General features: G+C 29.3%; 18 protein-coding genes, 1 other RNA gene and 1 pseudogene. 11 read left to right on the top strand and 9 right to left on the bottom strand.

Annotated elements, in window-relative coordinates; genetic code table 11:
- Window positions 1–468: 468 nt before the first annotated feature.
- The gene (locus A8C32_RS07775; protein WP_069829863.1) at window positions 469–2,352 is read left to right on the top strand and encodes a T9SS type A sorting domain-containing protein; all 1,884 of its coding nucleotides are present in this window, start codon (window positions 469–471) and stop codon (window positions 2,350–2,352) included.
- A 194-nt stretch (window positions 2,353–2,546) separates the two neighbouring features.
- Complete coding sequence (locus A8C32_RS07770) at window positions 2,547–2,783, top strand: putative signal transducing protein (RefSeq protein ID WP_069829862.1); 237 nt, start codon at window positions 2,547–2,549, stop codon at window positions 2,781–2,783.
- A 24-nt stretch (window positions 2,784–2,807) separates the two neighbouring features.
- Here A8C32_RS07770 and A8C32_RS07765 read toward each other — a convergent pair whose 3' ends face one another.
- Window positions 2,808–6,899: a hybrid sensor histidine kinase/response regulator transcription factor gene (locus A8C32_RS07765; RefSeq protein ID WP_069829861.1), complete on the bottom strand. Its 4,092-nt coding sequence runs from the start codon at window positions 6,897–6,899 to the stop codon at window positions 2,808–2,810.
- Between the two features lie 448 nt (window positions 6,900–7,347).
- Between A8C32_RS07765 and A8C32_RS07760 the strand changes: the two genes are divergently transcribed.
- A complete protein-coding gene (locus A8C32_RS07760; protein WP_069829860.1) occupies window positions 7,348–8,757 on the top strand; it encodes a T9SS type A sorting domain-containing protein in 1,410 nt (469 codons plus the stop codon).
- A gap of 85 nt (window positions 8,758–8,842) precedes the next feature.
- Here the strand turns inward: A8C32_RS07760 and A8C32_RS07755 are convergent, their stop codons facing one another.
- Window positions 8,843–10,468: an ABC-F family ATP-binding cassette domain-containing protein gene (locus A8C32_RS07755; RefSeq protein ID WP_069829859.1), complete on the bottom strand. Its 1,626-nt coding sequence runs from the start codon at window positions 10,466–10,468 to the stop codon at window positions 8,843–8,845.
- A 198-nt stretch (window positions 10,469–10,666) separates the two neighbouring features.
- On the opposite strand from A8C32_RS07755, the gene A8C32_RS07750 reads away from it, so the two are divergent.
- Window positions 10,667–12,088, top strand: a complete 1,422-nt coding sequence (locus A8C32_RS07750; protein ID WP_083253286.1) for a TlpA family protein disulfide reductase — start codon at window positions 10,667–10,669, stop codon at window positions 12,086–12,088.
- 407 nt (window positions 12,089–12,495) lie between these two features.
- On the opposite strand, the gene A8C32_RS07745 is transcribed toward A8C32_RS07750, so the two are convergent.
- A protein-coding gene (locus A8C32_RS07745; protein WP_093455612.1) for an IS3 family transposase occupies window positions 12,496–13,661 on the bottom strand; the annotation gives its coding sequence in 2 pieces (ribosomal slippage) (window positions 12,496–13,418 and window positions 13,418–13,661; 1,167 coding nt in all).
- A gap of 42 nt (window positions 13,662–13,703) precedes the next feature.
- A pseudogene (tnpA, locus tag A8C32_RS21455) lies at window positions 13,704–13,990 on the bottom strand (IS200/IS605 family transposase); the annotation flags it as partial.
- 542 nt (window positions 13,991–14,532) lie between these two features.
- On the opposite strand from tnpA, the gene A8C32_RS07730 reads away from it, so the two are divergent.
- The 6 genes from A8C32_RS07730 (at window position 14,533) to A8C32_RS21345 (ending at window position 16,714) form a co-directional block, all read left to right on the top strand.
- Window positions 14,533–15,042, top strand: a complete 510-nt coding sequence (locus tag A8C32_RS07730; RefSeq protein WP_069829857.1) for a hypothetical protein — start codon at window positions 14,533–14,535, stop codon at window positions 15,040–15,042.
- A 25-nt stretch (window positions 15,043–15,067) separates the two neighbouring features.
- Complete coding sequence (locus A8C32_RS07725; protein ID WP_069829856.1) at window positions 15,068–15,640, top strand: hypothetical protein; 573 nt, start codon at window positions 15,068–15,070, stop codon at window positions 15,638–15,640.
- Window positions 15,641–15,795: 155 nt separating this feature from the next.
- Window positions 15,796–16,014 carry a zinc metalloprotease gene (locus A8C32_RS07720; RefSeq protein WP_069829855.1) on the top strand — a complete coding sequence of 73 codons (219 nt, stop codon included), beginning with the start codon at window positions 15,796–15,798 and terminating at the stop codon, window positions 16,012–16,014.
- The gene (locus A8C32_RS07715; RefSeq protein WP_123803352.1) at window positions 16,011–16,340 is read left to right on the top strand and encodes a hypothetical protein; all 330 of its coding nucleotides are present in this window, start codon (window positions 16,011–16,013) and stop codon (window positions 16,338–16,340) included. Before A8C32_RS07720 ends, A8C32_RS07715 begins: the two co-directional genes overlap by 4 nt.
- Complete coding sequence (locus A8C32_RS20560) at window positions 16,321–16,482, top strand: hypothetical protein (protein WP_165605808.1); 162 nt, start codon at window positions 16,321–16,323, stop codon at window positions 16,480–16,482. The genes A8C32_RS07715 and A8C32_RS20560 overlap by 20 nt, the downstream gene beginning before the upstream one ends.
- A complete protein-coding gene (locus tag A8C32_RS21345) occupies window positions 16,454–16,714 on the top strand; it encodes a PepSY domain-containing protein (RefSeq protein ID WP_349267238.1) in 261 nt (86 codons plus the stop codon). The genes A8C32_RS20560 and A8C32_RS21345 overlap by 29 nt, the downstream gene beginning before the upstream one ends.
- Window positions 16,715–16,828: 114 nt before the next feature.
- Here A8C32_RS21345 and A8C32_RS07710 read toward each other — a convergent pair whose 3' ends face one another.
- Together A8C32_RS07710 and ffs are read right to left on the bottom strand one after the other, a co-directional pair.
- Window positions 16,829–17,632 (bottom strand): SDR family oxidoreductase, encoded by an 804-nt coding sequence (locus tag A8C32_RS07710; RefSeq protein WP_069829853.1) that lies wholly within the window; start codon window positions 17,630–17,632, stop codon window positions 16,829–16,831.
- Between the two features lie 149 nt (window positions 17,633–17,781).
- An RNA gene (gene ffs / locus A8C32_RS07705) (signal recognition particle sRNA small type) lies at window positions 17,782–17,880 on the bottom strand.
- Between the two features lie 87 nt (window positions 17,881–17,967).
- On the opposite strand from ffs, the gene A8C32_RS07700 reads away from it, so the two are divergent.
- Window positions 17,968–19,008 carry a glutaminyl-peptide cyclotransferase gene (locus A8C32_RS07700; RefSeq protein ID WP_069829852.1) on the top strand — a complete coding sequence of 347 codons (1,041 nt, stop codon included), beginning with the start codon at window positions 17,968–17,970 and terminating at the stop codon, window positions 19,006–19,008.
- Between the two features lie 107 nt (window positions 19,009–19,115).
- Here A8C32_RS07700 and A8C32_RS07695 read toward each other — a convergent pair whose 3' ends face one another.
- Genes A8C32_RS07695 through A8C32_RS07685 form a run of 3 tightly spaced genes read right to left on the bottom strand, consistent with a single transcriptional unit; the run spans window position 19,116 to window position 23,673 of the window.
- Window positions 19,116–20,627 (bottom strand): aminotransferase class V-fold PLP-dependent enzyme, encoded by a 1,512-nt coding sequence (locus A8C32_RS07695; protein ID WP_069829851.1) that lies wholly within the window; start codon window positions 20,625–20,627, stop codon window positions 19,116–19,118.
- A gap of 43 nt (window positions 20,628–20,670) precedes the next feature.
- Complete coding sequence (locus tag A8C32_RS07690; protein WP_069829850.1) at window positions 20,671–21,672, bottom strand: TlpA family protein disulfide reductase; 1,002 nt, start codon at window positions 21,670–21,672, stop codon at window positions 20,671–20,673.
- A gap of 18 nt (window positions 21,673–21,690) precedes the next feature.
- Window positions 21,691–23,673 (bottom strand): protein-disulfide reductase DsbD family protein, encoded by a 1,983-nt coding sequence (locus A8C32_RS07685; RefSeq protein WP_069829849.1) that lies wholly within the window; start codon window positions 23,671–23,673, stop codon window positions 21,691–21,693.
- Window positions 23,674–23,692: the final 19 nt, after the last annotated feature.

The raw sequence follows: 23,692 nt of genomic DNA, 5'->3' as shown, positions 1-23,692 counted from the left end.
CAACAAAATGCATCTTTTCTTCTAATTACATCAAAATAAAAACCATAGTTTCAACTAGACCTTATTTTTCTTTTTAATCTAAAGTAAAAATCAGTTTATTTTCTTATACAACTTTAACTATAACTAATATAAAATTTACTTATAAACTAAATGGCTATAAAAATATATTCAATAATAGTAAACATTATAACACATTGAAGCTTAAAAATAGCTCCTTATATTGAGCCCGTCTGAAATTTAGCTATTATTAATTTTTATACTACGAATTAATAAACAAAACCAAATAATTAATGTTATTATATAGTCTCTTCTACATTAGAAAATAGTCAGATAATAACACCTTGGAATGTTTAGTTTTAAATAATATACCCCTTTAAATAAGATAATTACTACCCTTTAGTAAGTGAAATATAATCTATTTTTGTAGTTATTACGTATAACTAAACATATAAACTCAAAACAATTATCATGAAAAACAAACTATTATTATTAGGCATTTTTTTAATATCACTTATACCAGAAAGTATAAATGGTCAAGTATTATGGGAAGATGATTTTAGTGCCTCAAATTGGCAAAAGAACTATGACATATCTCACCCTAGTAATTTCAAATATTTACCAACAGGCAGCTCTGACGGCAGCGGTTGTGTAGAAATCACTATCAATAAAGGTAGCCACCATGGGGGATCTATGCGTTACATGTTAATGGAAAACTTAGGATATGAACCAGAAGAACTTTATGCAGAGTATCGAGTAATGTACGATGGAGATATGAAAACATACGGAGGTAAAGGACCAGGGTTTTCAGGAACTTATGATAAAGCTGGATGGGGTAACGAACCAGGTTATGGAAAGGCTGGATGGTCTGCCAGAGGTGGTGTAAATTGTGACAATCAACCTTACACAAAAAACTCATGGTACGTATATCATACTTATACAAATTATGATGCATCTAACTGTCCAGGAAGCACCAACTACAGAAGTTGTAACCCCTTTCCATATGATGTATCTAACCCTAAATCTCAACCCCATGCAAGTACAAAAACCTGGGGATCTGGTTTAAGCTGGGGTAATAAAGGAGATATGCAATTTAATCAATGGTATAGTGTGAAGCAGTACATTAAATTAAATACACCTGGTCAAAACAATGGTATACTGCGTGTATGGGTAAATGGAAAACTGGCTAATGAATTTACAGATATCAATTTTAGAAGAACTAAAGATCTAAAAATATATGCTTATTGGTTCAACTATTATAATGGTGGGCCAAACACAATTCGCGAGACTGGTCATGTAAGAATTGATGATTTTAAATTGTATTTAAACGGTACCAATGACATCTCTGTTACGGGAATTTCTGTTAATTCAACTTCAGCTTCAATAGCAGTAAATGGTACAAAAAAACTAAACAAGACTATTTCACCTAGCAATGCTACAAACAAATCGGTAACTTGGAGTTCAAGCAATACTTCTGTTGCTACAGTAAGCAACAATGGACTGGTTAAAGCTGTGTCAGCAGGAATAGCAACAATTACTGTGAAGACTAATGATGGTAATAAGACAGCTACAAGTGTGATAACAGTAACAGCTGGAGGTGGTAGCGGTACAACAGCTACAACAACATTTTCACCGATCCATGATGCCTATCTACAAGGAACATCAAGAAACGATAATGCATTAATAAGAGTAGAGGCTGGTAAACGAGTTGGATACTTACAATATGATTTGAGTGGTATCTCAGGTACTATTACTAGTGCAAAATTGAAGTTAAAATGTAACGGGGATAAAGGAAATGGTACAATAAACATAGCCTTAGGTAACAGTAACAGCTGGACTGAGAGTAATTTATCATCTAGTAACAAGCCAAGTTCAACGTCTACACTAGCAACTAAAAATTCTACCTATTCTGTAGGAACTACATATACCTGGACTTTAGATGCCAATGCATTAACTACAGGAGGAAAATTGAGTTTAATTATAACTCAAATTGACGGTAATGATGTTGCCTTTTCCTCTAAAGAAGGTACTACTACTGCTCCTCAACTAGAGATTACTTACGAATCATCAGGAACAAGCTCCAAAGTACTAAATACAAAAGCTGAAATAAAGAACCTTGATGCTTCTATTTATCCAACTCCTTTTAATGATGAACTTAACATCCGTTTTAACAAAGGAAGCGTACAAAAAGTTAACATCATGAATATACATGGTCAAATAGTTTACTCTAAGAAACTATCTAAAAACACTAATCAATTAAAGATAGAATCTCTTAATCATTTGAGTAAAGGTATTTATTTTCTAAACTTAACTAATATTGAAGGGCAAATTAAAATGATGAAAATCATTAAATAAAAATTTATAATTAGTTACCCTTAATTTAAAACCCTTACACTTTTCGTGTAGGGGTTTACCAAAAAACCAAATGAAAACCGCAGAAGAACCTCGAGAAATTCTCCTGGTTAAAAATGAATAAAAAAGCCAGCGATTTCTGGCTTTTTTATTCATTTTTTTGTATATTCAAGAATAGCTATTAAAACAATAATGTTATGAATCATTCAAATTATATAAAAATATACACGGGTAATTTTATTACTGTTCAACGTATTGTAAGTGTTCTCAAAAATATAAATATCAGCGCTGTTATAAAAGATGAATCTGAATCTGGTAGATTAGCAGGTTTTGGTGCATCTATACAAGGCCAACAGGAAATTTATGTTAACAAAGATGAATTTGATGAAGCTATTTTAGCTGTTGGAAACGTAATATCAGAATTCAAAGTCTAACCTTAGTTCTTATTAAACTATAAATTATCCTTTTTTTTTATATTTCCCTGGAGATACGCCATACTTTTTCTTAAATACTCTACTAAAATGAGAGATATTTTTAAAACCTACGTTAGAAAAAACATCTGACACTTGTATATTATTTTGAACTAACATTTCTGCTGCTTTTTTAAGCCTATATGTTTTTAATAACTCATATGGTGTCTGATTTGTTAGAGCCTTTACTTTTTGAAAAAAATGTGATCTACTTATGCACATTTCTTTAGATAGATAATCAATATCAAGTTCAGAGTCATGTAGGTTTTTATCTACTATATCAAACATTCTCTCTATAAATGCAGTATCGTTTTCGTTTTCATAGTGTTTTTCGATACCATAAGGAAAATCAATTTGAAAACGCTCTCTAAGCCTTTTTCTGTTTTTTAATAGCATTATAGATTGTAATACCAAATGTTTAACTTGAAATGGTTTATTTATATAGGCATCTGCCCCCACACCAAGTCCTTGTAATTTATTTTCCATAGTAGAGACTGCTGTTAACAAAATCATTGGTATATGGCTAGTTTTCATATCGGACTTGACATACTCGCATAGTTCAATACCATTCATTACTGGCATCATAACATCACTAATTATTAAATCTGGCCATTCCCTTTCTAAAACACTAGAACATTCTTTACCATTTGAAAAAGAAGTTACTTTAAAATATTTAGCAAAAATATCTTCTAAAAATAATCGCATTTCATCATTATCTTCAACAATAAAAACATTTGATTTCTTTAATGATTCCTCAATTTCAAATTCTTTTGTATTGAACTCTTCATTAACTAATGATAGCGAACTATCATTAGCTAATTCTTCGGCAATTATCTCTTCTATTTTTTCATCTTTAAATTCAGCATTCTTTAAATTACCTATTGGTATTTCAAATGTAAAAGATGCTCCTACTCCCTTTTCACTCTGTACATATATTTGTCCTTCATGTAATGTTACTAATTTTTTAGAAAAAGCCAGTCCTATTCCTGAACCTCCAGAATGCTCTAAATAATCATTTTTTGATTGATAAAAACGCTGAAAAACATGAGGTAAATCTTCTTTGTTTATACCTCTACCTGTATCTATTACACTACAAATCAATTTTGAATCCTCAACTTTATAAGACAAGGTAATATGATCTCCTTTATCTGTAAATTTGAAAGCATTGTTTATTAAGTTATTTAGTACTTTCTCGACTTTACCTTTATCTGCAACTATATATACCTCGTCACTAAAAGCTTTTAAAAACAATTTCTTATCACTTTTTGAAGCTAAATATTCAAAATCTATAGTGAGCTCTTTAATAAACCTTGAAAAATTAAATTTTGTACTATTTAATTTTAATAAATCTTTTTCTGCTTTTCTAAAATCATGAGCTTGCTCTACTAATTGTAATATTTTTTTCGATTGACGTTTGACTAGCTTTAAATAGTCTACAATAAATTTTTCTTTTTTAAACTTTTCAAGAAACAATTCTAATGGACCATTAATCAAAGTTAATGGCGTTCTAAATTCGTGAGAAATATTAGTAAAAAACTGCAATTTAGCATCACTTATTTTATTTTCTTGTTTTTTTTCTAACTGTTCAATTTCTAAATCATATTCTAATTTATAAAATCGTAATGCTGTAACTATAATTAATGTTATTATGGCTATTATTAATATAGTATATATAATATACGCTAGATTAGTTTTTAGAAAATGAGGAGAGATGTGTATTTTAATTTTTTTATGTTGACTCCACATATTATCACTGTTAGATGACATAACTTCAAACATATAATCTCCTGCTGGTAGTCCACTATAGTGAATGGTTTTATTTGAGGAAGGATTAACAACCCAATCTTTATCAATAGGAAATAATTTATGCTTAATAAAATGATTTTTAGGACTTTTAAAATGTAACGAAATAACCTCAATTGAAAATACATTTTGATCGTATTCTAATTCAATATCATCTAAAAGTGAAATATTTTTATTTAAAATAATTTTACCTTGTGTAGTATCTCCTGGAGCAATTGTTTTATTGAAAAGTTTAAATTCTCCAAACACTATATTAGGAACCTCATTAGTTTTCTTTATATCCTTTGGATCAAAATAAATAAAGCCCTCTCTTCCGCCAAAAACCATAGTTCCGTCTGAAAGTTTTGTTGATGAAAATTCAAATTGAAGAAAAGGTAATCCGTCATCTTTTTGATATTTTCTAAATTCTTTAGTTTTTGTAATGAATTTATTTATCCCAGCATTAGTTGAAAGCCATAAATTATTATCTCCATCATACTCAATACGTTTTACTCCATTATTTATTAAACCATCTTTTTCTGAATATGTTATAAATTTAGGTGATATACTAGTCTCATTAACTACATTACATATTCCTCCTTGATCTGTAGCTATCCATAAACTATTTTCTGCATCTCTAATAATATGTGATATATAATTACTAGAAATAGCATAATCTTTTTTTGTATACTGATAATTTTGGATATCTGCTTTGTCTAATTCAGTATTACATTCAATATTAATTCGATATAAGCCATTGGTGCCAGAACCTAACCAAATAAAATCATGTAATGGATCGCAATATATATATCTAATAAAAGAAAATTTAGGAGTAAATAAGGTCTTCTCATTCAAACTTTCTATAATATATTCTTCATCATTTTCTTTTAATTCTATACGGTACACATCTTCACGATCTGCTGCCCATATGGCTCCATATTTGTCTTCTGTTATTAATTTAATTTCAGCATTATTAAAAGAATTAATTTTCTCTGCATTAATTTTTTTAAAATCTTTTTCATGCGCTTTTTTAAGGTACAACCCCATTTGTATTCCTCTAGGAGAAAACCATATATTATTTTTTGAATCTGTAAAAATAATTCCTTTGTACTCTATGTTAGTTGGTGGCTTATTAAAAGGGAGTGGTAAAAATTTCTTCTTAGCAACATCAAACAATGAGATTTTACCAAAATAAGTAGACACAAATATTTGATTTTCTTTATAAGGAGCTAAACTAACTACTGTATTAGTTTCTATACCATAGGGCTTTCCATAATTTTTATTATAACTATGAAAAGGGTTATTTAATATATCAAATTGAAAAATTCCTTTGTTATATGTAGTAACCCAGCACCTATTCTTAATATTACTGACTATAGAACTAACATAAATTTCGTTAGAAAATGTCTTAAGATGACATAATTCTATATTTCCCTCAGGAGTATTAGGTGTAAAATTAAATATTTTACTCACGCCAGATACAGCACCTAACCATAATGTATTATTATCATCTAATGACATGTACTTAAATCTTTTATCTTTAAATAAAGTAGATACATATTCAATCTCTTCGTCAAAATGTAAATGTGCTATACCATGTGATTTTACAACATATAAATTTTCATTATCAACTCTAAGTAAATTGAAACATGATTCTATATCATTAGCTAATGTTAATTTAAACATTTTAGATACAAAATCAAATATTAAAAGGCCTCTAGATGTTGTTATAGCGTATTTTGTAGCAGATAGTTTTATAATATCTCTAAAGAGCATTTGATCTAATAATACTTCATTAGGTTGATAAGTCCCTATTAATTTATAATTATTGTTAAAATGTAATAAAGTGTGATTTTCTAACATACAAAGGACAGTACTATTGGAACCAAGTATTATTTTTTTTACCATAGGTACTTTTTCGCTACTATCTTTATTAGTATAAATAGTAGAAATTTTCTCTGTAGTTAAATCCAATATGTTTACACCATTTTCGGTACCAATCCACAATTTTTTATTGGTATCTTCATTTAAGGATAAAATACGGTTACTTAATAATAAACTATTTTTTAATGTATTTCTATACTTTTTAAAAGAATACCCATCATATTTATTTAAACCATCATAAGTACCTACCCAAACAAAACCATAGCTATCTTCAAAAACTGTTGTTACTCCATTATGAGATAAATTATCTATAGTAGAAAATTGTTTAATAGGTTTAAAAAAACATTCTTGGCTTATAGATTGAAATGAATTAATTGTAAATAATAATATAAAGAGGTATTTAATTTTAGTCATGTAAAACATTTTTAATATACATATTTGAAAAAATTTGGTTTTATATAGGCATTAAAAAACTAAACGCATGAGAAAATTACCCTTATACTTAAATTTTTCGAACTAAAACAAGGTCAAATTTTTCATTACGAATAAACTTTACAAATATGGTTTTCCCATAAAAAAACTATTATTTTTTCATGATAAAACTACAATATTATCAAAAATAAACCCTTTTTTTTAATTAAATCACATTGTTAAGAAAGATTTTTTTAGTGTTTTCGACAAAAAAAACCTTCAAAACCCTTGCTATACAGCCAACCAGACTTAGAGATATTATTTTCAGACTATAAGACAAACTGATTTTAGTCGATCCATTTACTTTTGGAACTAACTAAACAATCTATTGCTAGACTTAAATAAAATAAAGTTGAGGGACTTTTATTTATTAACAACTAAATCACTAAAAATGAAAAAAAACAAACAAGGCATTAACAAGGTTCAATTTTTAATACTCTTAATTATTGGATTGTCACTTCAAATTTATGCTCAAAATCCTGTAGGAATATCTGGAAACTGGACATTACAACCTGATTTTTCTGATGAATTTAGCGGAGGACTCGATACCGCTAAATGGGATCATAATCCAAACGATTGGGGACCTTGGTCATGGGAACCTAGACATACTAAAGTTAGAGGTGGAAACCTAAATTTAACCATAGACTGGGATAAACACACAAGAGCTGGTAAACAACTTTATTTTACTTCCGGTATTATACGTAGTAGAAAAGATATTAAGTATGGATATTTTGAAATAAAAATGAAAGGTAACCCTAGACATCCTGGTGCTTGTCCTGCTTTCTGGACTTATAGCATAGGGCAATCTACTATGGTTATTAACGGACAGCGTGTAAAGTATAACGAAATAGATTTTCCAGAAATACAACAACGTCGAAGAAACGTAAACATAATAGATTGGAACATTATTAGAGCAGATGATGCTAGACCTCAAAAAAGAACAACTAGAAGAGTAAGTACTGGAGGTCCAAATGGAGCACCTAATTTTGACCCAAGAAACGCGTTCCATGTATATGGATGTTTATGGGAAGAAAACAGCATTAAATTCTATATTGATGGAAACTTAGTAGGAACTGCAGATGCTTCTGAATCTAGATTTCAAAAACATAAGCAACGTTTAGTTATTTCATTAGGGCTACGTGAGCCTTACTATGAATATGTTAACGGAGGTAGAATAGCTACAGAAACAAACGCACGTCCATCTGGTTTTCCTTCTACTATGGAAGTACAATATGTTAGAACATGGAAAAGAGCTGGCGGCGGCGGCGGAAATAACAATGGTGGAAATAATAGCGGTGGTACTAACTGTGGTGCTACTTGGAACCCTAACGCTAAATATGCTCTAAAAGCAATAGTATCTCATAATGGAAAAAAATGGAGATGGAAAGCTAAGAAAAGAGGCAACTGTACACCTGGAGCTTGTGGTAGATGGAAAGATTTAGGAAACTGTACTAGTAATAGATCTACATCTAAAAACGACCAAACTAAAAATAATGGCGCTGAAAACAATAACAGTTCAGATTTTATTGGAAACGGCCCTATTGGAGACGAAGTTAACAATATTATTGGTTGGGGACCTTCAGCTAATATAGAAATGAGCCATAATTCAACTAAAAATATTTTAAACATTGAGTCAGATGGAATAACTAAAATATCTATGTATAACTTACTAGGAGCAAAAGTACTTGATCAAGAATTTCAAGATAGAACTAACTTAAACATTAGTAGTTTACCTAAAGGCATATATATAGTTAAAATATCAAATGAAGTTTCAGGAATAACTAAAAAAATATCCTTGTAAATATTAATTACATCCTCTCATAATCAAAAAGCCCTGTCAATCACAGGGCTTTTAAATTTTATATAATATGTAATATAATAATAATTTAAACCTTTACATTGTACATTTTATTACGTAACTCTTTAACTTTTGAATCTTGCATATACTCATCGAAAGTAGTGTGTCTATCTATTACACCATTAGGTGTTAATTCTACGACTCTATTAGCAACTGTTTGCGCAAACTCATGATCATGAGTTGTGAATAATACAGTTCCTTTAAAGTTTTTTAATGAATTATTAAAAGCCGTAATACTTTCTAGATCTAAATGGTTAGTTGGCTCATCTAATAGTAAAACATTAGCTCTAGTCATCATCATTCGAGATAACATACAACGTACTTTTTCTCCTCCAGACAAAACAGAAGATTTCTTAAAAGCTTCTTCTCCACTAAAAATCATTTTACCTAAAAACCCTCGAATATTAACTTCTTCACGCTCCTCTTCTGTTTGCGCCCATTGTCTTAACCAATCTATCAAGGTTAAATCATTATTAAAAAACGCACTATTATCTAGTGGTAAATATGATTGCGTTGTTGTTACTCCCCATGCAAATTTGCCTGCATCAGCCTTTTCGTTATTATTTAATATCTGATAGAACGCACTAGTTGCTCTAGAATCTCTTGAAAAAACAACAACTTTATCCCCTTTATTTAAATTAAGATCAATATTCTTAAATAAAACCTCCCCGTCTATAGATGCTGCTAATCCCTGTACATTTAATATTTGATCACCAGCCTCTCTATCACGCTCAAAAATAATAGCAGGGTAACGACGACTTGTTCTTCTAATATCTGCAATATTTAATTTATCAATCATTTTCTTTCTACTAGTAGCTTGTTTACTTTTAGCTACATTGGCAGAAAAACGACGTATAAATTCTTCTAATTCTTTCTTTTTCTCTTCAGCTTTTTTATTCTGTTGGGCATGTTGTCTTGCTGCTAATTGAGAGGATTCATACCAAAAAGTATAATTCCCTGAAAAATGATTAATTTTTCCAAAATCGATATCAGAAATATGCGTACAAACAGCATCTAAAAAGTGACGATCATGAGACACTACTATAACACAGTTATCATAATTAGCTAAAAAGTTTTCTAGCCATGAAATAGTTTCATAATCTAAATCATTGGTAGGCTCATCCATAATGAGTACGTCTGGATTACCAAATAAAGCTTGAGCAAGAAGCACACGTACCTTTTGCTTTCCATCTAAATCTTTCATTAAAGTATAATGAAGCTCTTCTTTTATGCCTAAATTGGATAACATGGATGCTGCATCACTATCTGCATTCCAACCATTCATTTCTTCAAATTGTACTTGAAGCTCCCCTATTCTATCTGCATTTTCATCGGAATAATCAGCATAAAGTGCATCCATTTCAGATTTAATCTCAAATAATGGCTTATTTCCCATTAAGATAGTTTCTAAAACAGTATGCTCATCATACAAATTATGATTCTGTTCTAATACAGACATACGTTTACCTGCTTCTAAAGACACATGTCCAGAAGTAGCTTCTTGTTTACCAGAAATAATCTTTAAAAATGTGGACTTCCCAGAACCATTAGCACCAATAATACCATAGCAATTACCATTATTAAAGGTTGTATTTACTTCATCAAAAAGAATACGTTTACCAAATTGAACTGAAAGATTTGAAACTGATAGCATAAAGGATATTTTTAATTTTTGCAAAAGTAGAAAATTCAATCGGTAAGACGAAACTTAGTTTACCTATTTTTAAGCATTTTAATAACTCCAAAACAGTACATTATATATCATTCTTAGTAAATTATAATATTTAACAACGCATTAACAGCACTTTATAAATACAACATATATTTTTGTATAATATACATTTAGAGATTTATGAAGTATTGTTTTTCATTTATATTAATTCTTATATCATTTTTTAGTTGTAAAAAGGATAGTAGCAAAAACGCTATCAATTATGCATACATAGGAGGTGAAATAATTAATCCTGGAACAAACTTTGTTGTACTATCCAAGGGTGAAACAATTCTTGATACAATAAAACTAGATGGAAGAAATAGGTTTCTTTATAAAATAGATAATTTGCAAGAGGGTATTTATAAATTTAGACATGCTGGCGAATATCAAATGATTTTACTTGAACAAAAAGATAGTATTCTTTTCAGATTAAATACTTTAGACTTTGATGGTTCATTAGTATTTACTGGTCAAGGTGATAAAAAGAACAACTATTTAATTAATGATTTTTTGGCAAATGAAAAGGAAGAAAAATACATTGTAAAACTTTGTCAATTAAACCCTATTGAATATCAAAAGCATATTGATTCTTTAAAAAATGTTAAAACAAAAATATTTGAAACTTTTAAAGAAAAATATGAAACTTCAACTCTATTTAAAAAAATTGCTCAACTAAATATAGATTATAGTTACTACTCAAATAAAGAAGTCTATCCATTCTTTCGTTATGATAAAAATAAAGCGGATATTTTAAAGTCGTTACCAGATGATTTTTATGATTATAGAAAAGACATCAATTATAACGATGCTTTTTTAAGCAACTATTATAATTATAATACATTTTTAAGACATAATTTTAGTAATTTATCTCTTAAAAGGCATAATGTACATTCTAATCAAGAAGCTTTTAATAGAAACTCTTTATGTTATAATTTAGATAGACTTAAATTAATAGATAGTTTAGTAACAAATGTTACTATTAAAAATCATTTACTTTATCACTTCACTATTAATTACCTTTCTAATGGTAAGAGTCAAAAAAAGAACAATGCTATTTTAAAATCTTTTTTAAATAAAAGTAATGATGAAGATGATAAAAAACAGGTGACTAGCTATACAAAATCATTAAATAATTTAAGAAAAGGTCTAAAGTTACCTAATGTTAAACTTGTCAATTATAACGATACAGAATTCGCTATTAATTCACTAATAAATAAACCTACAGTTGTTAGTTTTTGGTCTCATGACTATTATGATCATTTTAAAGATAGTCACAATAAAATAAATGAATTAAAGGAAAAGTACCCTGAAATTGAATTTATAATAATAAATACAGATGGTTGTGGCTTAGATAAATCAAAAAAGATGATGAACAGCCATCGATTTGATATTACTAATGAATATCAATTTAAATCATCAGAAAAAGGTATCGCTGTTTTTGCTATTCACCCTATAACTAAAGCTATTATTATTGATGGTAACAAAAAGATAATGAATAGTAATGCAAATATTTTTTCAGTTCATTTTGAAAATCAACTTCTTGGGGTAATAAATAAATAAGTTTCTATTTCAAATATTAGAAATACAGCTTTAGCGCCTTTCTGATTAGATGAAAAAGGATTAGCATCAAAAAAGAGTATTGGTTAACCTAAAAAAAAGCACACCCGTATCCATTTCAAACAACTCTCAAAAAAGACTTTTTATTTTTTTTCGAAAACAATTGTACTTCGCCTCGATTAATAAATTAAGTATTTAATTTTTTCTTATAATCTACAGTGCTAACCCACTTTTTAACCATCTTTATTAAACTACTACCGTCTTTAAGCCGGTAGATTTGATTCCGCCTTAAGGCGGTTAAAGTTACTCTCTCGATATTTTAAAATCCTTATCCTCTACATCTTGTTTTCTATATACTCAATTATCATTTCATCCGTTATTGGACTACCCAATAAATTTGGTACTATTTTTTATGCTACTTTTTTATTGTTTATAATTCTTAATTCTAGTTCTTTTTCTGCTGGAGTTTTATAATCTAAGGCAGAATGTATTCTGCTATTGTTATACCAGTTTATATATTGATTAATAATGTGATAAGTATGTAAATAGGACTTAAAATTATATCTATTAGTACATTCATATTTTATAGTTTTAAAAAAGGACTCAGATACAGCATTATCCCAACAATTTCCTTTCCTACTCATACTCTGTGTTATTTTAGAGCTTAGGTTTAATAAACTAACCATCTTATTAGATGCATATTGCACACCTCTATCTGAATGAAAAATATGGTTATTAGTTATTTTTCTTTTTTCTCTAGCTAATACCCAAGCTTTATAAACCATGTTTTTCGTAGTCATGTCTGCACTTAAAGTCCAAGCTACTATTTTTCTATCCGCTAAATCTAAAATAGTTGTTAGGTAATTCCACCCGCTTCCTACTTTAATATAAGTAATATCTGAGACCCATTTTTCGCCTAATTGACTACTAGTAAAACCCCTATTTAATATATTTTCCGCTATTGGAAAATCGTGATTAGAATTAGTAGTCATTACTTTATACTTTTTACTTAACACACTTTTTAAACCTAATTCTTTCATTAAAAAGGCTATATAGGATCTACTATAAAACAAATTCTCTCTTTCTAACATTTTTTGAACACGTAAGCTTCCATATACTTGATTGCTATCATTATAAATACCTGTTATTCTTTGCTTTAAATAAATTAAAGAGTCTTTTTGTTTGTTATCAGTCCTAACCCATGTATAATAAGAGTTTTTACTAACATTCATAATACTACACATCTTTTCAACTGGAAATACTCCTGTATGAGTTTTTATAAAACTATACCTTACCTGTCGCTCTTGGAAAAGATGCTTACCGCCTTTTTTAATATATCACGTTCTAACTTCATTTCTTTCAACTCTTTTTCTAAAGCTTTAACTTTTTGCTTTTCAGTTTCTAATACAGATAAATCTTCGCGATTATTTGTAGTGCTACTAAATTCGTTTCTCCATCTATTTATTGAAGCTAAACTAACTCCATATTCAGTCAATAGTTCTTTAGGTGTTTTTCCTGATTCTAATAAGTCGACAATAGTTTTTTTAAACTCTTGGTCATAAAGCTTTTTTCCCAGAATACAAATCTAATTCAATCGCATAAATTCGTACCAACAAAACTAGACATTCCATATTGTCCCTGAACTTACTACAAAATATCCTCGTGCCCAAAAATAACACCCCCAATACATCTTTGATACCCCGTTAAAATCTGACATCACTTCCCTTGAACTTTTCCCTTTTATATACTTCATCAACTTACTTACTGAAATATGGGTAGGAACAGAAACAAATGAACGTGATCTGATGAAATATGTCCCTTTATTATTTCTACTTCATTTGCTTTACAAACCTCTCGGATAAGGGAACGTACTCGCTCTGCCAATACTCCTGTTAATAATCTTTTACGGTATTTTGTTTTCTAGACTAAATGATATTTTATATCATAAACAGTATGAAATGTTTTACGATAATGCTACATATCACAAAGATAATCAAACTAAAGTCTTCGCCTAAAGGCAAGGGATTTTCTCCCATTCCCCGAATTTGAAATTAATTTAGAAATACCAATATTTATTTGTTAGATTTGTATGACAAAAACATAGTCTTTTTACACGGAATATACAAGCCCCAGAAACCTAGTTTTCAATCAAATATTTAAAACAACTATTAAAACTCTTAGGTATTTTATAAAAAACACTTTTCCAATCAAAATAATGTATTATTAAACAAAGTTTTAAATTAAAATTAATAGATTTAGATACTTCTTCACTATCCCCAAGAACTAAAATGAGAAGCGAAATAACATACTTAGGCTTTACTACAGAAATTACTCAAGCATCCTATGAATTCGAAATGGACACAAGAAAGAATGGCTAGCCAGCCTCAGATATCTTTTTTAATGGTTTAACCTTTAAAATACCAAGTGATGCAGCTGGGCTTAGCTTTATGGAAGAAATGATAAGGGTAGACGAGCAGTTTAAAGACCGAAGTAAAGAAAACCCATTACCTACAGATGTATACAAGTTCTTTACCTTAAAAGTTTATGATGCCTCAGGATATTTAATAAGATATGTTGAGCTAATAGATACTCATGTAAAATTTAGTAGAGAATGTTTTAAAACATTTCAAGACCATAAAGGCGGACGTGAAACCAGCCTGTTTATGGAAATGAAAATATTATCTGCAATACAACGCATAAATAAAAAAGCCTTAAATGTATACAGATGGCATCATTCTGAGTATAAAGAAGAAGGATACCATGCTCCTGTTCAAGAAGTAGAAGGTTCCAAGAAAAAAGAATGCCGATTAGATTTTGACATCATAGACAAAGAAAAATGGAGAAAAGGAGAATTTGGGTTTCATAAAATAACCCCAGAACGAAAATTAGTAGACAAAAACCAATTAGGCACACTTAAAAGCATACATAAAGTATTAAAAGATAAAATTACAGGGTAAAGATTACGAACCACATTGGTTAAGCATGCGTAAAGGCCAAACGATAAAGTTAAAACTTATTTGGTCTGGAAAAGATGAAAATTATTCGGCAATAGTTTTCAATAATCATCCCGACTTTTCGTTTAATCTTACTAACTTAAAAGGACAAAAAGAAGTAGAAATAACTTGTATTAACGATGCTGGTACAAATATTAATGGTATACAATTATTGGTAAAAGGCGACAATAAAGATATTCTAGGCGCTATAAATGTTTTTTACCCAAAGCCTAAAATAGCACATATAAAGTGGGTATTTGTTGAGATTTTTGGAGATGATAAATTTTTTCTAAGAGATGAAACTCCTAAAATAGAAGCCTCTAAAATATTAAAATCTTTGGAACATTCACTAAATCCAGCATTAATTGATGTAACAATGGTTAATAAAATAGCAGAAGTTGTAGATATACAAAACAAAAAGAAAAATTTATTAAAACATAATTTTTTTGCTAAAACTAGTGATATATTAGAAGTTCAAAATGTAAAATACCATGCGATATACTTACCCAAAGAAAAAACCGTAAGAGCACAAAATCGTAATATAAAAACGTTTTTATTTTAGCTGAAAACGAAGACAAACTTAGTAAATTAAGTACAAATAACATAGATATCTATTTTGTAAACCTTGGGAATTTACCATTAGGTACAGGTATTAAAACTGGAGAAAGCTTTAAATACCCTGCCGGTTTATCACCTAGTAAAAAGGGTAAAGCATATATGCCTTTAAATCAAGAAGGTAAAATACGCTCAGAAAACATTGCACATGAAGTATTACATGGCATAGGGTTAGAACATACCTTTAAAACAGCAGAACCTATAGTATATAAAAAAGGAACAACCAATAATTATATGGACTATAGGGAGCATAAAGGTGAAAAGTATCATACCGAAAAATGGCAATGGGAAGAGCTACATAAAAGTCCTTATACAAAATGAAAAACTTAATTATACTGCTACTATTTTTAATAATAGAGTCTTGTACAAGCTATAAAAATTTTATGGGCTATGCTTCTAACTATAATTCCAATTGTTTTGATGATGAAATATTTAGAATGAAAAACAATGAAAGGTTTTTGTCTCAAAAAATCATAGATAGTGTGAACCAATCTAAATATAAAGAATTAATAAAAGAGACTGACATATACACATATCAATATGTTTATGATGGAGTACATATAAATGATAAAATAATAAAAATAAGGAAACTAATACGTTATTATGAAGAAGGGGGGGATAAAATATATGAAGTTTTTTTATGTTAATGGAGACAATATTTATAAACATATCGAATACAACAAACAAGGATCAATTATAAAAGATACTATATATAATAACTATAACATCTGTTGGAAAGAAGCATTAGTTATAGCCAAACATAAAGCAAAAAGAAATAGAACGTTTTAATATTACCGATTTTAATTTATCGGGATATATAGAAAATAATAAACCAAAATGGTCTATAAAATTAATCCCTGATGGTAAAGAAACCTTAGATAGCTATTACGATTATTTGTATGAGCAAGGCGGAGAAGGAAAAGATAAAGGTGAACGCTATATTATAATAGATGCAGAAACTGGTGAAATATTAAAAGACTACAGGCGAAAAATAAGAAGAACAGCAGTTGAGTATGACTAATTATAAATACACTATGCCTTTACTATATTTTACTTTTATTACAATGCTTATTCATATAAAGCAAGGCGTACAACATCTGAAAACAAAAAAAGCATGAATAAATAGCCTATAACTTTATAATTTGTAGTGATTCATCAAAAGCATTTCATACATTTTATCTGGTAATATCCGTTTTAAAACAATAGAAAATTTCTGCATAAACTCCCCTACTTTATAATGACCTTTAGGATTTTTAGTATTTATAATTTTATAAATTGCTTCAGCCATAATATTAGGATCGCTGCCATTGTCTACATGAGTATCCATAAGTGATAAAGTATCTCCATAAGGCTTTTTATAAGCTGAATTATCTAGAAGTGGAGCATGATATCTCCCTGCTGCGATATTGGTAGCAAAATCTCCTGGCGCAACATTAGTCATTTTAATGTTAAAGCCCTTTAATTCCATTCTAAAAGCCTCTGTAAGCAGTTCTAAAGCCCCTTTACTAGCGCTATAAATACCTCTATAAGGTAATCCCATATACCCAGCAATAGAAGTTACATTTATAATTAAACCAGATTGCTGTTTACGCATTTGTGGTAATACAGATTTAATCACATTAATAGGACCAAAAAAATTTGTTTCAAAATTGTTTTTAATTTCTACATCTGGTATTTCTTCTATGGGACCTGTTATACCTGCTCCGGCATTATTTATTAGAATATCTAATCTAGCTTCTTTTTCTATAATAGCATGAACAGTATTGTTTATTGATTCAACATCTTTAACGTCTAAAGCTAAAATGGGAAATTTGCTTTCTTTATAATTATCAGGATTCCTACTAGTACCATAAACAATAAAACCCTTTTCATTTAAAAACTCACCAATAGATTTACCTATACCAGAAGAACCTCCAGTTATTAATACAATTTTAGACATATTATATTTTAATAATTAGAATATAAAATTAATAATGAATTTAGTGAAACCTTATAAAACAAAAAAGATTTGCGTGTAAATTATACCAACAAATCTTTTTCTATATTTAAAATCCTTTTCTATTTATAAAAGGATTGAGTTTTTCTCAAAAAAGGCAAGCTACCTACATCACACCGCTACGACCATTTACCTTTGCTTCGTTCCCGACCTGGAGGATTCAACAGGAGCTGGTTGTGTAGGACTTGCCACTGCAAAGATACAATCTTTTAAAATGTACACAATGATTTTTTAAACTGATTTTAAATAAATATCTTGCTTTAAATTAAAAAACTAACATGAATATATTTAAATATCTAACAGTCATATTTTTAAGTGGATTATTTTTTTCTTGCGGTTCTAACTCTAGCAAGAAAAAAAATGATTTCACTATTAAAACTAATGCTATAAAGGGCAATATTTCCAATAATGAGGCTTTAAAACTTAATATAGAAAGCAAAAAAAACCACATTATAGACTCTGTTGTTTATACTCTAGACGGAAATCCTATTAAAGAAAATTCTGAATTAAATAACTTTAAATTAGGAAAACATACTATTGAAGCCAATGTATTTTATAATAATGAAAAACAAATAGCAACTTCTTCAATAACTATACTAAATAATGCAACTCCTAAAGTTTATACTTATAAAATTATTAATGAGTACCCACATGATGTTACATCATATACACAAGGCATAGAATTTTTTAATGATACACTTTATGAAAGTACAGGTCAATATAAAGAATCAAAGCTTAGAAAAATTGATTATAAAACTGGAACCGTTCTTAAAAACATCGATTTAGCAAATGAATATTTTGGTGAAGGGCTTACTATTTTAAATAACAAGATTTATCAACTTACATGGCAAAAGGGAACTGGTTTTGTATATGATGTTAATACTTTTGATAAACTAAGTAGTTTTAAATATGGAAATAGTAAAGAAGGATGGGGTTTATGTAATAATGAGAACACTATATATAAAAGTGACGGTACTGAAAAAATATGGCTTTTAAACCCTGAAACTTTAGCTGAACAAGAATTTATTCAAGTATATACCAATAAAGGTAAAATTGTTGGTATTAATGAAATGGAATGGATAGATGGAAAAATATATGCAAATCGTTATCAAAAAAACGGAGTAGCAATTATAAATCCAAAAAATGGTGCTGTTGTAGGTGTTATTGATTTCTCTCCTTTAAAAGCAAGAATTGAAAAACCTTTAAAGGAAAACGATGAAGTTCTAAATGGTATAGCGTTTAACCCAAAAACCAATACTATTTTTGTAACAGGAAAACGTTGGGATAAATTATTTGAAGTGGAAATTATTGAGAAATAAAATATTTTCTAATAATAATTATATTTTCCAAAGCTATTAAAACAAAAACCACCGCCTATCGCGGTGGTTTTTTACAACTAATCAACACTTCAAAAATGGTTTTAACTTTACAACTTAAACCATTTTTGAGTTATTTCTTTTGCTATATCATGGTTTCCTTTATGAATAAACTCATTTTTAATAGCGTTATATTCATAATCTTTAGCCCAAGCTTTAAAATTTTTTGCAACGGCTTCTATAGCATCACAAATTAGTTTAATTTCATTATTTGTTATTGTTGGATGAATAGACATACGTACCCAACCTGGACGCTCAATTAAGCAGCCTTCAAGTATTTTCTTTTCAATAGATTTAGATGTTGGTTGGTCTACATTTAATAAATAATGTCCATAGGTTCCAGCACAAGAACAACCTCCTCTTGTTTGCACTCCAAAACGGTCATTTAAAAGCTTTACTACTAAATTATAATGTGCATTTTCAATATAAAAAGAATAGACCCCTAGCCTATCTGTATGCTTTGGTGCTAAAATACGTAAATTATCTATTGCAGACAATCTATCAAAGACAACCTTATTAAGTTCATGCTCTCTATCTAAAATATTTTGAACCCCCATTTCCTCTTTCAATTGAATAGCTAATGCTATTCTAATGGCCTGCAAAAACCCTGGAGTTCCACCATCTTCACGAGTCTCAATATCATCAATATAATCATGATCTCCCCAAGGGTTCGTATAACTTACAGTACCTCCTCCTGGATTATCTGGAACTAAATTTTTATATAATTTTTTATTAAAAATTAAAACACCAGATGAACCTGGTCCACCCAAAAACTTATGAGGAGAAAAGGTGATGGCATCCAAATATTCATCTTCGCTTTCTGGATGCATATTTATGTCTATATAAGGTGCCGAACATGCGAAATCTACAAAACATAACCCATTATTCTTATGCATTACTCTTGCTACTTCCTGGTAATTAGTCCTAATACCTGTTACATTAGAACAGCCTGTTATTGCTGCAATTTTTATGGGACAATCTTTGTGCTCTTCAATTAAGTTTTCTAATTTTTTTATACATGGTAGCCCTTCTTCATTAGAAGGAATCACCTTAACTCTAGCAATAGTCTCTAACCAAGATGTTTGATTAGAATGGTGCTCCATATGAGAAACAAAAATGATAGGTCTTAAAGCTTCAGGAACTTTTGTATAATCCTTCAAGCTTTCATTAACCTTTAAACCTAATATCCTTTGAAACTTATTAATGGCTCCTGTCATTCCAGTACCTACAGTAATAAGTACATCATCTGCTGAGGCATTAACATGTTTTTTAATGATACTTCTAGCATCATGGTAAGCTAAGGTCATTGCAGAACCTGTTATAGAGGTTTCTGTATGCGTATTAGCTACATAGGGACCTATTTCATTAAGTAATTTTTCTTCAATAGGTCTATAAAGTCTTCCGCTAGCTGTCCAGTCTGCATAAATTACCTTTTTTCTCCCATACGGTGATGTAAAATATTGATCAGCACCTACAATGTTGTTACGAAATGATTCAAAATAACGTTCTAAATGTGATACTTCTTCTTTAGGGTTAAAATTAAAAAGACTTTTAACGCTCATATGATATGATATTATATTGAACCATATTTGTTCAATAAATTAATTAAATACTTAATTCCTTAAATAAGTCTATTAATTCAGAATCAGATGGTCTTGGCGCATCTGCAGATACAATATTTCCTTGTGGATCTATTAAAATAAATCGAGGAATACCTGTAACTTTATAGGCTTCTGTAAAGGTTTTATCTCCTTTAGCATATAATTGAATACCTGTTAATTCTTTATCGGTAACCATTTTTCTCCAAGTTTCATAAGCATTTTCTCTGTCAATAGAAATACTTACAAATTCAATATTTTTTCCATGGTATTCTTTTTCTACTTTTTTCAAAAAAGGTATTTCAGCCTTACAAGGACCACACCATGTTGCCCATAAATCTATATAAACATATTTCTCCTTTAAATCATCTAAAGAAGTTAGTCCACCTGCATGATTTTCATAATCAACAAACTTAGGTGATGCCTTTCCTTTTAAAGCCAATATAGCCTCTTTTTCACTATACATCATACCTAGCTGTTTTGTAATAATCTCTACTTGTTTTTCTTCTTCTTTGATAAATGTTGAATCTAAATTTTTAGTAGTTTTTAATAAAGTTAAGAACTCTTCTTTATTTGATTCAATTCTTTTATTAAAGCTTAACTTATCCATCTTTAATATCCCAGCGTAATCAACTATTTTTTCTGATAGTAAACCTTTTTTTGCTAAGTAATTATTAGCTTCAGATCCATTTCCTGTAAACTTTAAAGTTTCATCAAAAGCTTTAGTATCAATACTTACTTTCAAATCATAGCCATTCTTTAAATATAATTTGGCTTGCTCTACGCCATCAAATAGAATATAGCTTCCTGCTTCTACTTTTAAAGTATCTAAAAATGTTCCATCTGCATTTACTTTAAGCGTTTTTATTATACCACGTTGCGCAACTACTAAAGAATCTGAATTTTGATTTATTATAGTTCCAGATAGTGTTACATAATCTTTAGTTACTTCTTTTTTACAAGATACAAACGCTAAGGCAATTGATAATATGTATATTATTTTTTTCATGAGGCAATTATTTTAAAGTTATTTCTTAAAGTTTTTAATACCATTTTTTAACCAAGTATTATATTCTTGAACATCTGGTGTGTAAGCTACTGGATCAATAAGATTTTCTTCATTATGATCCATAAGCACATACATGGGTTGTGTATTTGCTTTATATTTAATGGTTTGTAATTCACTCCATTTTTGTCCAATGTATTTTAATTTTTTACCTGGTTTCAATTTTGAATCTACAACTTCATTATCTTCCAATTTACGCTTATCATCTACATATAAAGAAATGAGTACAACATCGTTTTTTAACTTTTCTAAAATTTCAGGTTTCACCCAAACATTTTGCTCCATTTTTCTACAATTAACACAAGCATGTCCTGTAAAATCTATCATTACAGGTTTACCTATTTTTTTAGCATAAGCCAACCCTTTATTGTAATCATTAAAAGCTAAAATATCATGTGGAGGCATTAAATGAGCTCCCTCTGGAAGGTTATCATGATTAGTTGAAGCCGAACCAGAACCTAATTGTGTAAACCCTACACCATAAGGAGATTCACTATAATGTTGTGGTGGCGGAAAAGCACTAATTAAATTTAAAGGTGCCCCCCAAAGCCCCGGAATCATATATATTGTAAAAGATAATACTAATAAACCAAGACCTAAGCGTCCCACCGAAATATGCGTTAAAGGAGAATCATGTGGTAATTGTATTTTTCCGAAAAGGTAAAAAGCTAGCGCTCCAAAAACAGCAATCCAAATAGCTATAAATACTTCTCTCTCTAATAAATGCATCTGTAATACTAAATCGGCATTCGATAAGAATTTAAAAGCTAAAGCTAATTCTAAAAAACCCAATACTACTTTGACAGTATTTAACCATCCACCAGATTTTGGTAGTGAATTTAACCAACCTGGAAAAGCTGCGAATAAAGCAAACGGTAAAGCTATTGCTAAAGAAAACCCTAACATACCAACAATTGGTCCTATTTGGCTTCCTCCTGAAGCTGCTTCTACAAGTAACGTTCCTACAATAGGTCCTGTACAAGAGAAAGATACTATTGCCAAGGCTAATGCCATAAAAAAGATTCCTATTAAACCTCCTCTATCTGCTTGAGAATCTACTTTATTTGCCCAAGAATTAGGTAACATAATTTCAAAAGCACCTAAAAACGAAGCTGCAAAAACTATTAGTAGTATAAAGAATGCTATGTTAAACCATACATTAGTTGATAATGCATTTAATGCATCTGCACCAAATAGTAAACTAACTAGAATCCCTAATACTACATAAATTACAATAATAGATATCCCATAAATAATGGCATTTCTTATTCCTGCTGCTTTACTTTTACTTTGTTTTGTAAAGAAGCTGACAGTCATTGGTATCATTGGGAAAACGCATGGCGTTAATAAAGCTGCAAAACCAGATAAAAATGCTATAAAAAATATCCCCCAAAGTCCTTTTTTAGAATTATTTGAAGAAGAATTACCTGTGGTATCTTCTTCAATCGTTACTGCAGAAGCTTCTTTTTTATTTTCAGAATTAGCATTTTTATTAGTTGATAAATTAAACACCAAATCTACTTCAGTTGGTGGCAAACATCTAGTATCGTCACATACCATAAACTCTACTATAGCATTAACTTGTGTTTTATCTCCTAAAACTTTTACTTTTTGTTTAAAAGTTGCATTGTTTTCAAAAAAAGTTATTTCCATCTCAAAAACAGGATCTTTAACTGTATGACCTTCTTCCTCACTAGTGTTACCAACTATTTTAATAGCACCTTCGGCATCATCAAATGTAAATGTTGTTGGAATAGGTCCATCTTCTGGAACGTTTTGAGAGTATAGATGCCATCCTGTCTCTATAGAAGCTTTTGCAATTAAATTATACTCTGTCTCAGATATTTTTTCAATAGAAGTTATCCACTTAACGGGTTCTAAAACTTGTGAATTGCCTAATGTAAAAGCCATTAAAGCTATTAGAAAAATAAACTTTTTTCTCATTATAATAGTTGTTGGTTAT

Source organism: Flavivirga aquatica (genome assembly GCF_001747085.1).
GTDB lineage: Bacteria > Bacteroidota > Bacteroidia > Flavobacteriales > Flavobacteriaceae > Algibacter_C > Algibacter_C aquatica.
This window is presented reverse-complemented; position numbering and strand designations above follow the sequence as displayed.

Bases quoted from the DNA above. Each gene is read 5' to 3' on its own strand.
- A8C32_RS07750 (WP_083253286.1), top strand. From the start codon at position 10,667: ATGAAGTATTGTTTTTCATTTATATTAATTCTTATATCATTTTTTAGT.
- A8C32_RS07760 (WP_069829860.1), top strand. From the start codon at position 7,348: ATGAAAAAAAACAAACAAGGCATTAACAAGGTTCAATTTTTAATACTC.
- A8C32_RS07755 (WP_069829859.1), bottom strand. From the start codon at position 10,468: ATGCTATCAGTTTCAAATCTTTCAGTTCAATTTGGTAAACGTATTCTT.
- A8C32_RS07775 (WP_069829863.1), top strand. From the start codon at position 469: ATGAAAAACAAACTATTATTATTAGGCATTTTTTTAATATCACTTATA.
- A8C32_RS07695 (WP_069829851.1), bottom strand. From the start codon at position 20,627: ATGAGCGTTAAAAGTCTTTTTAATTTTAACCCTAAAGAAGAAGTATCA.
- A8C32_RS07730 (WP_069829857.1), top strand. From the start codon at position 14,533: ATGGAAGAAATGATAAGGGTAGACGAGCAGTTTAAAGACCGAAGTAAA.
- A8C32_RS07715 (WP_123803352.1), top strand. From the start codon at position 16,011: ATGAAAAACTTAATTATACTGCTACTATTTTTAATAATAGAGTCTTGT.
- A8C32_RS07685 (WP_069829849.1), bottom strand. From the start codon at position 23,673: ATGAGAAAAAAGTTTATTTTTCTAATAGCTTTAATGGCTTTTACATTA.
- A8C32_RS07700 (WP_069829852.1), top strand. From the start codon at position 17,968: ATGAATATATTTAAATATCTAACAGTCATATTTTTAAGTGGATTATTT.
- A8C32_RS20560 (WP_165605808.1), top strand. From the start codon at position 16,321: ATGAAGTTTTTTTATGTTAATGGAGACAATATTTATAAACATATCGAA.
- A8C32_RS07770 (WP_069829862.1), top strand. From the start codon at position 2,547: ATGAATCATTCAAATTATATAAAAATATACACGGGTAATTTTATTACT.
- A8C32_RS07690 (WP_069829850.1), bottom strand. From the start codon at position 21,672: ATGAAAAAAATAATATACATATTATCAATTGCCTTAGCGTTTGTATCT.
- A8C32_RS07720 (WP_069829855.1), top strand. From the start codon at position 15,796: ATGCCTTTAAATCAAGAAGGTAAAATACGCTCAGAAAACATTGCACAT.
- A8C32_RS07765 (WP_069829861.1), bottom strand. From the start codon at position 6,899: ATGACTAAAATTAAATACCTCTTTATATTATTATTTACAATTAATTCA.
- A8C32_RS07725 (WP_069829856.1), top strand. From the start codon at position 15,068: ATGCGTAAAGGCCAAACGATAAAGTTAAAACTTATTTGGTCTGGAAAA.
- A8C32_RS07710 (WP_069829853.1), bottom strand. From the start codon at position 17,632: ATGTCTAAAATTGTATTAATAACTGGAGGTTCTTCTGGTATAGGTAAA.